Below are 15,097 nucleotides of genomic sequence, written 5' to 3'. Positions count from 1 at the left end.
TCAGACCTGAGTGAACAGTAATCATTTTACCTTTAATGCTTATATTACTTTTTTCTAATCACGACTTTCGAACGGTTACTCTCAATTTTTTTATTCTTTACCTTCTTAAATGCCTTCACATAATAGTAATACTTCTTATTCTTTTTCAAATTAGCGGCCCGGTAGGACACCATGCCGGCTTTGTTTAAGGTCTTTACCTTGCGGTACTTACCATTCTTAGCCGTGGACCGGTAAACATAATATCCGGATGCTCCTTTTACCTTCTTCCATCTGAGTGTGATTCCATTCGCCCCTGATTTTTTCAGTTTTAGTTTCTCAGGCGCTTTCGGAATAATCGTAAACGTAACCGCCTTTGAACCTGCATAATTTCCTATTCCTCTGATTGTAATTTTTGCCGTACCAATCATCTTATTCCCTGAATAGGAAACCGTATAATCTCTCCCTTCCCGGAGTTTCGTATTGTCATGGGTGACCACTGGTACCGGCTTGATCATTTTGCCGGTATAAACTTTTTTCGAGTCTGCTTTAATCTTCAGGTTTGCGGCCGGGTACGCTGTAATGGTAAAGGAGACACTCTTCTTCACGTCTTTATAGCCATTCAATCCATTGACCTGTATCGTGGCGCTGCCCACATTTACATTATTCTGATAGGTAAGGCTATAGTCGCTTCCGGCTTTCAGTACTTTACCCTGGTCCTTCACCGTAACCGCAGGTGTGATGGCTTTTCCGGTATAGACCTGAGAGGAAGGTGCGGATACTGTAAAATCCTTTTTTGTTTCCGGTTCTTTACGTTTCAGAGCCGATACTTTACTGTTTAATTCTTTGACTGCAGTGTCAAGCTCCGCCTGACTTACATCCGTCCGCTCAAACAATTCCTTCGCCTTTTGATATGCTGCTACCATGTCAGCCCAGGATTGCGTATCATATTCCTGCTCATCTGCCAGAAGGGATTCTGCTTTTGCAATCGCACTGGCCAGCCCCAGCTCCTCTCTCTGGTTGAAAAGCTGGAACTCCCAGATCGAAATCTCCTTGGTCGCAGTCATGACCAGACGTACCTGACGAGCGGTAATCTCATCAAATTTGATGCCATAATACGCATGAGCTGAACTTCCGCCCGGATTTGGTCTGGATAAATACATATCTGCCCCAACATTATTTCCATCAAAATTGTAAGCGGTCTGCCATTCTCCTGTCTCTAAATTCTGATACTGGAGCTCAAATGTCTGGATTCGGTTTGTCTCACGGTCTACGGTTTCCACGTATTCATCGAGATAAGCCTGGTTAATCACTGTTGGCTCACCTAAATCAACACTTAAAATATAGTCGCTGTAGTTTCCACTGACCGAAAGCCTTGTACCGGCATTTCCATCTACCGCCTTATCTGCTCCCTGCCCATTATATATATTGCGGTTAATCGCCGCTGCTTTATTTAGCGCTTCATTTTTATTGGCATAAATCAAATAGTCCGCTTCAAAAGAGTCCCCGACCGGTACACCGGTATCCTTAATAAACTGTGCTGCCCGAACGCTTACCTTTCCGGTGGGTAACGTGACCGCACCGCTATACAGACAGGAATCTCTCGTCACTTCACTGCCATCCAGGGTATACCGCACTTCCATCCGATCATTCTGGGTGTGTTCAATGGCCAGTTTCTGCCGCTTCTGGTATATTCCCGGCTGAAGCGATCCCACTAGCTGATAACGGTAGGAATCCTCATACTGCCTCATTGCATCCTGCAGTTTCCAGATTGCTTCCCGGATCGCTTTAGAGTCGGAATTTTCGCCAAAGTAGGCATCCTTCGCTGCATTGATAACTGCCTGCAGCTCTTCGTTGGCGCGTTTATTGTACAACTGGCTGTCCGGCTTGTTCTGCTGAAGCAGGGAATTGGCTGCATCGATCATTTCTGCCAGAGAACCATTCGTTACATCCCCGTTATAAAAGTCCACGGTAACCACATCGCCCTGCTTTAGGTTAAGTGTGATGTAATCACTGTACTCGATCTCTGCTTTTGCCGGTTCTGAGACAACTGCATCGCTCCATTCCATGCCGCACTTAAGCCGGATGGTCTGATCGATATCCGAACGGATCTGAACATTTGCGGTTCCTTTTTCGGTATTCCAGCTCATCTTCTCAACTTCCGCTCTGGTTCTGGCCAGTATACCGTCCATAGAGCCTGATTTCCAGTCTTCCGGCAGTGCCGGTATGATTTCTATTTCGCCGGTATTCGAAAATACCATTGCTTCCTGGATCACCCCTACGGTACCGATTATGGTATCTGTACAATATGTGCCGTTGCGGCGATTCGTGTCGTGATCCCCCATCATTGACGTATAATAAAGATTGTCTGTCATCAACGGTTTCAGTGCCGTAATGATTCCTTCCCCATCCTTCAGTCTTGCATTGACCAGAGCCTTATGCATCCAGCCATGGCTCGCCGTCGTATCACCGTAATTATAATCATTGCGGTTTGCGACAGCCTGCTTTGCCGCTTTAAACAGCGCTTCGTCATTCTGGGTCTCATAACCCGGCCAGGCCAGATAGAGATGGCTGAGGTGGCGGTGGTCATTATTTTCGATATACTCTTCCATCGCCCATTCTCTCAGGGCACCTTTACCGGAATCGGTATTGTCAAACTTATATTTTGGCAGCAGTGACTTTAAGTTTTCCCACTTCTCTATGGCCGCTTTGCTGCCCGGTCTGCCCACCGCCTTTTCCATCTCGATCACCATGCTCAGGCCATCCCTGGCTGCTGCAATATCCATGGTGGAATTTGCAGTTATCGTACTGTTATAGCCGCGCGGATGATTCTCCGGTGAATACGTGGGGATCAGCATATAAGTTTCACCCGGCTCTAACTCCGTCTTACCTTTTTGATAGCAGGCTTTACCATTTTCATCGATATAGTATTCCGGGGTCAGGAATTGTTCCCAGAAGTTCGCTTGTTTCGTTAACAGCGGCAGTAAAATATCCTGCTCCAGATCCAGGTATCCCTTTGCTATTACCGCTTCCATTTCTTCTTCGGTGTATCCGCCATCCTCGACACAGAGAACTGATTTCAGCGATTGATAATCCAACATATCAGTCAGCGGGATCTGACGGTTGCCGTAACACTGCCAGTATTCAAAAATCGGCAGTAACGTCCAACTCGCACCGGAGTTCCAGTACTGGAACGGATAATCTCGATAATATTCCACCAGGATTCCGCGTTCACCGTCGGAATTTACCGGAACCTGAATTGCATCGTGCATACCATAAATCTTTTCGGCATTCACTTCAAAGTCCGGAGCATTTCTGAGAAAGAAAGTGATGTATCCAAGGGCCGAATCTTCCATATTTCCGGTATTCATCGGTGATACCTGAATATTGACATTGGCATCAAGAGTATAGATGCCCCGCCATCCCGGCTGCCATTCTCCGGTCCACATGCCGTACAGACGAGGCGCCGATATTCCGGCACAGCAAAGCTGGGCATAGCGTCCGGCGTTGTAGGCGCGCTCAATAAATGCATGATTCAGTCGGTCGCGCTCACCTTTCTGCTTGTTGATCAGGGTCTCGTTGTCCAGCAATTTATCCGCTTCATCACCGTCCAATTTAAACTTAACGGCATTAAACTGATCGCCATGCAGTTTGGCATGAGGTGCCAGTGCCTTGTCGTAATCAAAATGACCGTCTGTCTGATATTCTTCCTTGTCAATGACACCGTTTATATGATTCAGCAATTCATCCAGCAGATCATATTGGGTCTGGTTCCTGAATTCCTCATATGTTCCCATCGTATGGGTACGTTTTGACTTGGTCACGAGATAGACCGCATCCGCATCGGTAATCTTAATCGCCGGATTCTGATCTTCGCCGACATTGATCGCCTCATTTGTATCTTGCAGTAAGACCCGTTCTTTCTGTCCGCCTACGGTAACTACTCTGGTGAGACCGACAAAACCGCCTTCCTTCAGCTCACTATTGTCATAAGCCGGATAGTGGCCCACCTCGGCAATGTAATCCGCATTCTCATCGACCAGCTTCTTATACTGCATTTTGCTGATTGTCGACATCCCATCCCATGACTTGCTCATTGACTGAATATCATCAATTGATACCGTCATATTCACTTTTTCGCCTGTTGATGACTTGTCAATCCTGGTGATAACCACATTATCTTCCCGCGATACGAAAGTCTTGCGCTGCCAGTCCCCATTTTTGTCAGAATACTTTACTCCTACCTCCGCTGTCTCATAATCCGTCCAGCGCTGATAATTGCTGTAACTATTTTTTTCTGCCATATTCAGCGCCAGCTGGTGCCCGGGATGAAATGCATAAGAATATTCCGGACTCCGTCCGTGTACATTCCAGCTGTCATCAAGATTAAAGACTGCCTGTCTGGCTTCGTCCAGATATCCAGTCTCATCAGGCGTAAATCTGGTCGCCGCAGACGGGAAGGAAAAATACATATATTGGTATATTAACCGGTCGCCATAAGGTGATCCGGTGGTAACCACACCGTTCTCGCCATTTCCACTTATCATACCGTCACGCCAGCCGTCTCCGGTAACCTCAGTCCAGCTTTCATTGAAACATTTTGTGGTCTCTACTTTACTACTTTCCTGTGCCTGTACACCTTTCGCCAATTCTTCACTCGTTTTGCCGTAAACAGCCGGTGAAGGGATTCCGATCACCATAGCTGCTGCTAATAACAATGCCAGACTCTTTTTCTTACCTTGCATCTTCTTCCCCCTGTTCTTTTACTCTTATCTCACAATCCGCAGTTTGGCCACTTTACTGTAAGTGCCGAATACCTTCTGTCCCGTTGAATCCATTTTGTAAGCCCTTACTTTAAAGTAATAGGTCTTCCCTTTTTTCAGCTTACTGATAATTCGTTTTGTCTTAACAGTCAGTACCTGCTTCTTCCCTTTTTTAAACCGCTTATCCGTTGTATAAAGAATCTGGTATCCCTTTGCACCTTTTGTCTTTTTGATAGAAACCACTGCTTTTCTGCCTTTTTTATTCTTTACAGATGGCTTCATTGCTTTCGCTGTTTTCACCCGTGTCCATTTAGAGGTAAGGGTCAGATCTGTATTTACAGCTGCAGTAAAATTGTACTTCTGGCTTCCCTGATACCATCCGTCAAACAGATAGCCTTTTCTGGACGGTGCCTTGGGCTCAGATGCTTTCTCACCTTCCTTGATCTGCTGGTCGGCGATTGCTGCATTCCCTGAAGATGCAAATTTAACAGTATAGTATTTTATCTGCGGAGTCGGCGGGGTTGGCTCTGGCGGGGTTGGCTCTGGTGGTTTCGGACTTTCCTTTTTCTCCCACTGTGCAGTAAAGACCAGGTCGTTTGCCGGCATCCGAAGTGAGGTTCCCGGCTGGTACTGTATTTCTCCATCACTCCAGCCCGTAAAGGTATAGCCTTCCCTCGCCAGGCTACAGTCAGGAATAATGACAAGTTCTCCCTCCTCGCTGTACATGGTACGCGGCAGTGTTCCGGTTCCTTCCGGCGATTCAAAGGATAAGGAATATTTTTTCGTCTCTTCCCAAACTGCGTTTAATACTTTATTTTCCTTTGCTATCGTATACTCTTCCCCCGGCTGGTAGGTTTTGCTTCCATCGCTCCAGCCCGCAAAAATGTAGCCGCTTCTGCGCAGGGCGGATTCCGGTATGGAAATCTTGGTGCCCTCTATATCCTGATACGCCTCCGGGAGCTGTCCGCTGCCTCCGTTTCTGCCAAAGGATACGGTATAGAGCTTGTTCCAGACAGCGGTAAATTCCACGTCTGCCTGAGGCATGGTAAATTCCTGCCCGGCCTGATAGACATTTCCGCTGTAGCTCCATCCTGCAAACCGATAGCCGGTCCTTGTAAGATTGCTTTCCGGAATTGTATATACCTTATTTGCAGCTAAAAATCCTCCGGTTGGCAATTTACCGCCAGTCCTGTCATTTGCCTGAAACGTAAGGTTGTATGTATCTTTATCAAGTAAATTGTCAATAACCTGCTGTAGTTTACTTATTTCAGCGTGTAAATCCCTTCCCGGATATTCCATTTCAGCCGGATTGACTTGTTTTGCCGCCGCAATGGCTGCCTGCAGATTCTGATAACTCTCTTCTTTGAGATCTTCCTCACGGTATTTCTCCGCCTCTGCGATCAAAGCATGGAAGGCATCTTCGGCAGCAGCATTGTCATAAATGATAATATAGGACACCACCGGGTCCCAATACGATCCATCCGGCTTCTTAAAATCGATAACCGCCTCACTTCCTCCGTCCATTTCCAGCTTCGTATAGAATGTATACGGACCATTTGCTGCTTCCGCATATCCGATCTTCTCTTGGCCGTTTTTATCCGTTTTCAGCACATCGAATACACGCCTGTAATCCTCCTTGGGAACATACAGTTCAACATCGTATTCGCCCTTATCCAGCGCAAACTTATACCCAATGTCCCAACCCGTGTCACCAAAACGGCAGGACTGCTCCTTTGTCATTCCCGGTTTGGTACCGGAAAAGCGAACGGTCTCTCCAAAGTACCCCCATGCATACCCAGTGACACTGTCCTGTCCATATTCCTGATCCGTCACACTGTTAAGCGTACCGAACAGATCTCCCTCAGCCGTCTGGCTGGGATCATAGGAGCCGGCATCCACAAAATAAGCGATGGCCGGGTCGGTTCCTTCCCGAACTTCCACATCCTTCTTCACCAGACCTTTGATTGCCGCTTCCAGCTGATCCGCTGCTGCACTGATCTGGGCAGTTGTGGCATTATCCACAGTCAGGAGCTCCGCTGCCTGTAAGGCTGCCTGCAGATCGCCATAGCTCTCCTCAGTATACTGATCCCGGGAATAAGTGCCTGCCTCTTTCTTGACCTCATCCAACCGCTCCATCGCAGCGTTTCTGTCATATATTTTGATATATGCCACAATGGGGTCCCAATTTCCATCTTCAAACTTGGTAAATAACAGTTCCAGTTCTCCCCCAGTCGTCACCACACTGTCTTCCACCAATGTCGCTTCGCCCTCGGGTATATCCTGGGTTTTAATCTCTGTTGCCAGCGTTTTTGTATTCTCGCCTTCTTTCGCGGTAACATTGACCACCCGCTGACCCCACTCGGCAAAATAGTGTGGTATCCCGATTTCCAAATCGTAAGTTCCGGCCGGCAGCTCGAAACGGTAGCTCACATTATAACCCGTTGAGCCACAGCGATAGCTGAGCTTCTTGTCCATTCCATCCTGGTAATCTCTCATCGCATCCCGGTCTGTCTGCGAATTGACGCCCCAGGTTTTTCCGGTAACTGCGTCCTCTCCATATTCTTGGTCTGTGACACTGTTATAAACACCGTACATCTCGCCATCGTTGATCGTTGTGGGATTTTGATCGCCCGCATCGACAAAATACGCAAGAATAGGATCAACCGGTTTTTGGTCACCCCTGCTTTCTTTTGCCAGCACAGATACTACCGCTGACTGGATCAACAGTAACATTGCTAATAAAACAGATACCAACCTTTGAACAAACTTTCTCACCATACTTCTCTCCCTTCTCTTCATTTTTCCTAATATAGCTTAACAGATATACTCATTATAGCAAAAAGAATAGGGGGAAAAAAGGGACTTTTTTATACAAATATACTAAAATTTTATTTGACAATCTTTACTGTTTTCTTCTGTCCCTTTCCTTTCAGCAATTTTTTGTATGTTCTTATCTTCGAAGCCGGAACCTTTATCCTCGCTTTTTTGTATATATTTTTAAATGCATTCTTGCCGATAAATTTTATTTTTTTACTTTTAATCACAATGCTCTTTAAGCTTTTATTGTTATAAAATGCATTTTTTCCGATCCTCTTCACATTGCTGCCTATTACCAGCTTTTTTAACTTCGTCCTGTTCTTAAAGGCATTTGGGGCAATGCTCTCCACTGAAAAGGTAAATGTGCCGCGCTTTATCCTAGCCGGTATTGATACACTCTTTACTTTTTTGCTCACCGATCCAGTGACCTGTACAATTCCGTTCCTGCCAGATAAAGCGGGTTTTGCAACTGCGTATCTCAGACCTTTGTAATTGAACCGAAATCCTTTTGACGGGGAGACAGGCGGCTTCGGAATTGCCCTCCACTGTGCATAAATGGTAAACGATTCTTTTACCTGGGTATCCGCAGAGATCCTCACGTCACCGGTTCTGGAAGTATACCACCCGGTAAACTCATATCCTGCTCTGGCCGGGGTTGGCAATACCCCAATCGGTTTTCCATCCTCCCGCGTCAGCTGTGACTGCGTAACAGTACCTCCGTTCCCGTCTAAGGTTACTGTGTGAGTCTTGGTGGTAATCGCGGCTTTTTCTATTGTAATCGTCTTTAGCCCTGTGATCCCGCTTCCGTCTTTTGCCGTTGCCCTGATTGTTGCTCTCCCTGCTGCAGCTCCTGTCACCAACCCGTTCTGGTCAATTGTGACCGTCTGATCCTCTGTGCTCCAGCTCACACCTTTCTTTTCTGCATAGGACGGCAGCACTGCGGCTGTCATCTGTAACTTTTCCCCTACCTGTATCGTATCCTTCCCAGCCCTGACCAGGATCGTATCCACTGATATACCGCCGGTTATGGGATCTGCATCTGCTGCTACCGCCATGGCAATAAAATTGGGAGCCTCATAATCCTTTGGCGCCTGCAGTTTCACCACATGGTTCCCTTTGTCTAAGAGTACTTCCAGCTGAAAAACATTTAATACATCACCTGTGGAATAAGCATGGGGACTGCTTTTATCATTTATGACATCAAAAATTCCTGTGGACACACCATCTATAGTGGCCTCAAGCTTGCGGCCTGAACCTCCTATGGTCAGAAAGCTCAATTCATAGGTATCCGTCTTTGGAACATCAACATTGATATTGATATATCCGGCCCAGTCACCGCCTCTGTTATCCAAAGCGTTTAACTGGGTTAAGCCGCCGATCTCTTTTATTCCTTCCTCAAAGAATAACCCGATCGTATTGGGATTATAGTTCTGCAATTCGCCAAACCGATTATTCGTCTCTACACTTCCGTTTGCGCCTCTCCTGTCTTCGATGGCAGGGTCCCCGGCCCATATAACATCTCTGACCAGGTATTTCGATGAAACGTAAATGTGGGTATCTGATTTGGATAGTATTTTTCCATCTGCGCTTAAGATATATATATAATATTTCCCCTCTATCACAGGCAGATGGATCGTGGAACTGTCCCCTGGCACCCTGCTCATTCCCAGACTGTTTTCGTCGAATTCTCCTTCTTTTGTCTGGTCCGGGGCTGCCCATATGTATACGTCCGCATCTTTCAGACTCTCTGTAAATGCTATCTTTTTGCCCGGTTTAACTTTTGGAATAGATTCCGGAAGCAGTCTGTTCGCCTCTGGTATGACAGTTAGTGTTGCCTGGGATTCCGGTGAGGTAGTACCATCCTTGCTGACAATATAAAGTTTATACTTGCCGTCTGCTTTCGGTATCTCAATGGTCCCATCCGTCCCTTTCGCCGTTTTCATCGTAAATCCTTCCCGAAACTCCGTTGTCCCACTGGGTGCAAGCCAAACGGTATCGGTCTCATCTCTTGTTGATTTGATAGGTATTGACATCCCCCCTGCTGCCTTTAAGCTGGCCGGAAAGATGATATCCTGCAGCCCCATAAAAGCGCTTGGAATAATATCCTGGTACTCCTCCTCAATACCTGCATTGACGCATATTTCATAAGCCTCTATGGGCCATACCGCATCCGGATATTTATGGAACGGTTCAAAGGTACTGTTTGGCACATTGGTATCGTGGTAGGTGCCTTTCGTAGTATAGTTATTTATGTAATGCAGATCATGCTGATAGCCCCAGGTACCAACCTCTACCGTATCATCCACCCCGAGATCCGTATCAATCACATTATTGATGTTTGTGATATAAGCGGACCCTTCATCCGGATGAAGCCCATATTTGTGACCGGCCGGAACTCCTCTCATATAATTACCGCTAATCGTTGTATCAGGCTGGCTCCCTAAGGTGTAGATGGGGCCGGAATCGGCTAACTCCTGCATGGTATTGAAGACCCAGTTGTCCGCTACCGTATTATTTTTCATTGTTGTGGACGGATTTCCCGGTGTTACCGCTCCCCATCGGTCCACGCCGTCAAATTCCCACCAGCCAAATCCCATGCTGAGTCCATTATAGGCAGTATCATTGACCAGGTTGTTGGAGAAGGTCAGTGTGTCCGGATAGTATGCCATCACTGCGGCATGTCCTTTAAATAGTCTGGTTGTCTGGTTCACAAAATTATTCTTTACATCAATATTCGAACATGCCCCTTCAATGCCCGGCGCATATTTTTCACGGGGTCCTCCGTCGCCTATGAAAACGTGCTGGGGATGGGAAATGAGAATCGCACTGCCAGCAATGTCATATATGGCGTTCCCTGTTAGACTGGAATTTCTGACATCGTTGACCATGCTGATTCCTTCCGCACCGGTATGGGCCAGGGTATTTCTCTCAAATACGATGGTATCACTGTTGTTCACACAGATTGCCGCAGGGCAAACATCATCCCTGCGCATAAATCCATTCTGGTACTTCCCCTGCTCATAAGCAACCTGAACTGCTGCTCCCTGAAGATTCGCTTTCCCGTATGATCCGTCAATCTCTTTCAGATTCCAGTCGGAATATTTAAAGGTCAGCCCATAGAAGGTCAATCTCTCCACCCTGTCGCTTGTGGAGCTTCCCGATATATCAAACAAGGTCTCCAGACCGTTTGGGGCATATACCGATGCCGCAGACATATCCTCATCGGATTCTTTATAATAGTAAACATATCCCTCTGACCGGTCAAAGTAAAACTCCCCGGGGGTATCGAGAAATTCAAATACGTTTGAAACCTTATGGGATGCACCATAACCTGTCTGAAAAGCTGCCCCTGAATCCACCCGCTGGGCAATCGATCCATATGGCTGCTGAAGCTTTAAGATTCTGTCGCCTCCGTCTGTTGTCACCTCCCGGAAACAGACGATTGCCTTATTCCAGGTGGAACCGGACTCGCTTTCGATGTCAGAGGGATTTCTGGGCGATGCCGGAAAATCCTCCCCGCGGTATTTTATCCCATCTGACTGTGTGCCGCTGTCCCATGCCCAGGGAGCGCTGCCCCCGGTTACGGTATATTCTCCCCAGCCTCCCTGGCAGGTGATGGTCCTGCTGGCCATATAGGCTCTTTTCTCATTTACATAAAGGCTGCGCAGCTTGGCTGATCTTGACAAGGGCGCTCTGTATATGTCCCCGTCATACTGCGTCCAGCCGGTCACTTTTTCAGCAGCCATAATCACCGGCGTTTCCTTGGGATATGCACGGTAATGTATTGTATATCCATTTGTCCCGGAATCCTCCGGGGTAAATGTAACGGTGTCTGTCAGGTTATAGCTGCCTTCTCTCAGATACACAATAATATCACCTGTCATATTTTTATTTACTGTCCGGACAACATCCCTGGCCTTTGTAATGGTCTTAAAAGGCGCATCCTTCGTCCCTGGGTTGCTGTCATTGCCCTGCGGTGAGATGTAGTAAACCGCTTGTGGTTCCGCTGCAAAAGCAGGGATTTTAAATAAGGTACTTGCAGAAAGAACGAATATTATGAAAAGTAAAGCAACAATCCGCACCATTTGTTTTAACCGGCTGGCGTTTAAAGTCATTTGCATTTCCTCCAATCACTTTTTAAGAGTAGTCAGACAGACTACCTGGTTTACAAGATTTAACAGGTTTATTTCCGATAATCCATGGGGCTTTTGCCTGTTCGTTTTTTAAAGACTGTGTAAAAATAGTTATAATTTGCAAATCCCACCTCCTTAAACAATTCACTTCCCTTATAACTTGTCTGGATTAACAGTTCCTTCGCTTTTTCAATACGAACCTCATTTAAATAATTGGTAAACGTATTATTTGTCTCCTTCTTAAAAATCCTTCCCAAATAAGCTGTATTCAGATGAAATTCCTCCGCCAGATTTGAAAGTGATAATTCCGTGTCCGAATATTGTTGCTGCACACGTTTTATCATGTTATACACCAGTTTTGAGTGATTGTCCTCATGACTTTCTTTCACCAAATCAATAATTTCATAAAAACAATGTTTGACGGTTTTTTGGATGAGATCTAAGCTGCTCTGGCTTGCACTCTTCTTTAGCGCCCTCTCCTTCATGTCCTGTATTTTCGTTCTGTCTATCATTGGATTTTCATCCAGATACTGAAAAGCCAGTATGATCATTTCCAATGCACAGTTTCGAAGGACAAACTGATCCGCAATGACCTCCTTTTTTAAATACCCCTCAAAGACCCCATCTACAAAGGCATCCGCCTCTGAAGCGCTGCCATTTTGCATCAAGTTTCTGATTTCATTGCGTTCAACTGCCGGCAGGTTATTTTTTTTCTCAAAATACTCCTTGATCTCATCAAAAAAAAGTACACAGTTTATTCCGAATACAAATTGATGTCCCAATGTATCTGCCGCTTCCTTATAACTCTGGTTCAGGCTCCTGTGTGTCTTTACCGTGCTGCCCGCTGAAATAACTGTGTCCAGTTCTAATTCCTGATGGATACGGATCTGCGCCTCATCCAAAGTCTCTTTTATGTATAGCATGCTGTTATCCCGCTTCACTTCTGATAGGATAATCACTACTTTCCCGATGGAATCAATAAATACAATGCCACGGTTTTTTCTTTCTATCATGTCCTGGCAGATTTCACAGGCAAGAAACGTCTGTCCCAACATTTGATTTTGCCCATTTTCTATGATTTCGACTACTACCACAGAGTAGGGCCCCTCAGGTAATTTCAGTTCCAGCAGTTCAAATTTCTGTTTCATTTCCATCCGTGACAGATCATTTCTGATCAATCGACTCATTACATTTGTTTTCAGCAATGTCAAATGTTCATTATTTATGAGTTTTGAATTAATGTCATCCTTAAAGTTCTCAATGATCTCTTCAACGATCTGGAGGATCTCATCTTTGCCGGAAGGTTTGAGCAGGTAATCCATAGCTCCGTTTTTCATAGCCCTGCGGATCAGATTAAAATCATCATACCCGCTTAGCACAACAACCTTTGAAGTTGCTTCTCTCTGCTTTAATTCCTGCAGCAATTCAATGCCATCCATAACCGGCATCCGTATATCCGTAAATATTATCTGCGGATGGAGGTGTTCAACCAGTTCAAGAGCCTGCCGACCATTTTCAGCTTCACCACAAATTTGAATATTATACTCCTCCCAGGGCATCATTTTCTTTAAACCGTCTCTGATCTGTTTTTCGTCATCCACAATGATCATGTTATACAATTGCGTTCATCTCCTCTATAGACATGGCCGGTGTAGTCACCTTCACTGCAGTACCATAATGCAATATACTCTGAATCTGAATCCCATACTCCTGTCCAAACAAAAGCTTCAAACGCTGATGTATATTCTGTATCCCAATACTGTCAAATTCATCCTGGCTCTCTGCATTTTCCAGACGTTCTCTTATACTCATCAAATGTTCTTCCGACATCCCTTGGCCATTATCAAATATTGTTATTTCCAGTTTACCCGCTTTTTGCTTTGCGGTTATTCCAACGATCCCTTTTTTACCCGTTAAGACAAGTGCGTGTTTTATCACGTTTTCGACCAGTGGCTGCAGGATCAGTTTCGGTACTCCAAAATCCAGATATTCTTCTGGTATCTGGATGTCAATATCCAGCTTTTTGTTAAAGCGGTAGGACTGCAGCTCCAGATAAGTTCTGACATACTCGATTTCTTCCTCCAAAATGACGATCTTCTCATTTGTCTTCATACTCCAACGGAAAAGCTTGCCCAGGAGTACAATCATCTCCGGTGTCACCTCATCCCCTTCCTCGATGGCCTTCGCCTTGATACTTTCCAGTGTATTGTATAAAAAGTGTGGATTTATCTGCATCTGCAATGCATTGATTTCTGCGTTTTTCCGTTGAATTTCGGCCCGGTATACCTGTGCAATATAATTGTTCAGTCTCTCACACATTTCATTGAAGGATTGGCTGAGTAAGCCAATCTCATCCCCGGAGTTGAAGGGGAGCCTGAGCATGAAATCTCCTTCCTGAACCTTCTCCATGGATTCCAAAAGAATCCTGACTTTTTTATTAAAGATGTAATAGATCACATAGCTGATCAGCAGTGTAATGCCGATTGAAACCAGCAATACCAGTGCCGTATTGTATTTTATTTGATTAATATCATACAATAAGATGTCATTGGGCAGCTGGTAATCAATGGTCATTCCTGATGTTCCTATTTTTTGTGTTTTACGGTAGACATCTTCTTTCATTTCACCGTAGGAATCTTCAAACTGTTTTCCCAGCTTCTCTTTTGCAGTGCTGAATAAAATCTGTCCCCCGGCACTGATTAAGGACAGCTCTCCTTTGCTATTCCCTTTCTCCAGCTCCAAACCTTGGTCAATATCGTTTATGGAGATATTTATAATGTAGATACCTACCGCCCGTTTGTGTGGATATAAACTGGCGTCATGAATCTTCCCCACAAAAGATACCACCGGTTCCCTTGCTCTCAAAGAGTAATCGGTAGGATCATCATAAAAAATCTCCATATTTTCTTCAGAGGCAATAAATTCCTGAATGTGCTCGTCCTCCCAGAATGGGTAACTTGGCTTGACTTCGTAGCTGGCTTTTGCGGTACGGGAGAATACCGCCCCGGTAATTGACAGTAAGATTACGTCTACAATCGCATCATCTGAGGATTCCACTCCGGCGAAAAAAACATTGATCGCATTGATATTCCTGTATTCATAGGCTTCTGACTCATCATTTTCAATCTTTCTGAATATTTCAGATATTTCACCTCTGTTCATATAATTTGAAAGGCTGTAAATCCGATTATACCTTTCCAGCATATAGTTAGAGAGTTTCTCTATTTTGGTATCTCCCAGGGCTATCTCTTTGTCTTTCAAAGTTTTAGAGAATTGCAGTGTTACAAAAAGAACTACAAAAACAAGCGATAGGATCAATACCGCTTCAAATAGTACCGTGATTTTAAGAAAAATACTGGAACTTCTTATTTTCATCCTGATGTTGTTCTTTTGTTTTTTCATAACGCC

Annotated in this window: 5 protein-coding genes; all 5 read right to left on the bottom strand. The window is 45.3% G+C overall.

Annotation, left to right across the window (positions count from 1 at the left end):
* Positions 1-44: 44 nt before the first annotated feature.
* The 5 genes from AC0THY_RS06830 to AC0THY_RS06810 all read right to left on the bottom strand — a co-directional run bounded on the left by AC0THY_RS06830 (position 45) and on the right by AC0THY_RS06810 (position 15,091).
* Positions 45-4,721 (bottom strand): glycosyl hydrolase family 95 catalytic domain-containing protein, encoded by a 4,677-nt coding sequence (locus AC0THY_RS06830; RefSeq protein ID WP_489993689.1) that lies wholly within the window; start codon positions 4,719-4,721, stop codon positions 45-47.
* Positions 4,722-4,745: 24 nt separating this feature from the next.
* Positions 4,746-7,517, bottom strand: coding sequence for an InlB B-repeat-containing protein (locus AC0THY_RS06825; RefSeq protein ID WP_489993688.1), 2,772 nt, complete (start codon positions 7,515-7,517; stop codon positions 4,746-4,748).
* 110 nt (positions 7,518-7,627) lie between these two features.
* Positions 7,628-11,671 carry an Ig-like domain-containing protein gene (locus AC0THY_RS06820; RefSeq protein ID WP_489993687.1) on the bottom strand — a complete coding sequence of 1,348 codons (4,044 nt, stop codon included), beginning with the start codon at positions 11,669-11,671 and terminating at the stop codon, positions 7,628-7,630.
* Between the two features lie 68 nt (positions 11,672-11,739).
* A complete protein-coding gene (locus AC0THY_RS06815; RefSeq protein WP_489994151.1) occupies positions 11,740-13,299 on the bottom strand; it encodes a response regulator in 1,560 nt (519 codons plus the stop codon).
* 1 nt (position 13,300) lies between these two features.
* The gene (locus tag AC0THY_RS06810) at positions 13,301-15,091 is read right to left on the bottom strand and encodes a sensor histidine kinase (protein ID WP_489993686.1); all 1,791 of its coding nucleotides are present in this window, start codon (positions 15,089-15,091) and stop codon (positions 13,301-13,303) included.
* Positions 15,092-15,097 lie beyond the last annotated feature (6 nt).

This window comes from Ruminococcus sp. 8Y-12 (assembly GCF_058119865.1).
This window is presented reverse-complemented; position numbering and strand designations above follow the sequence as displayed.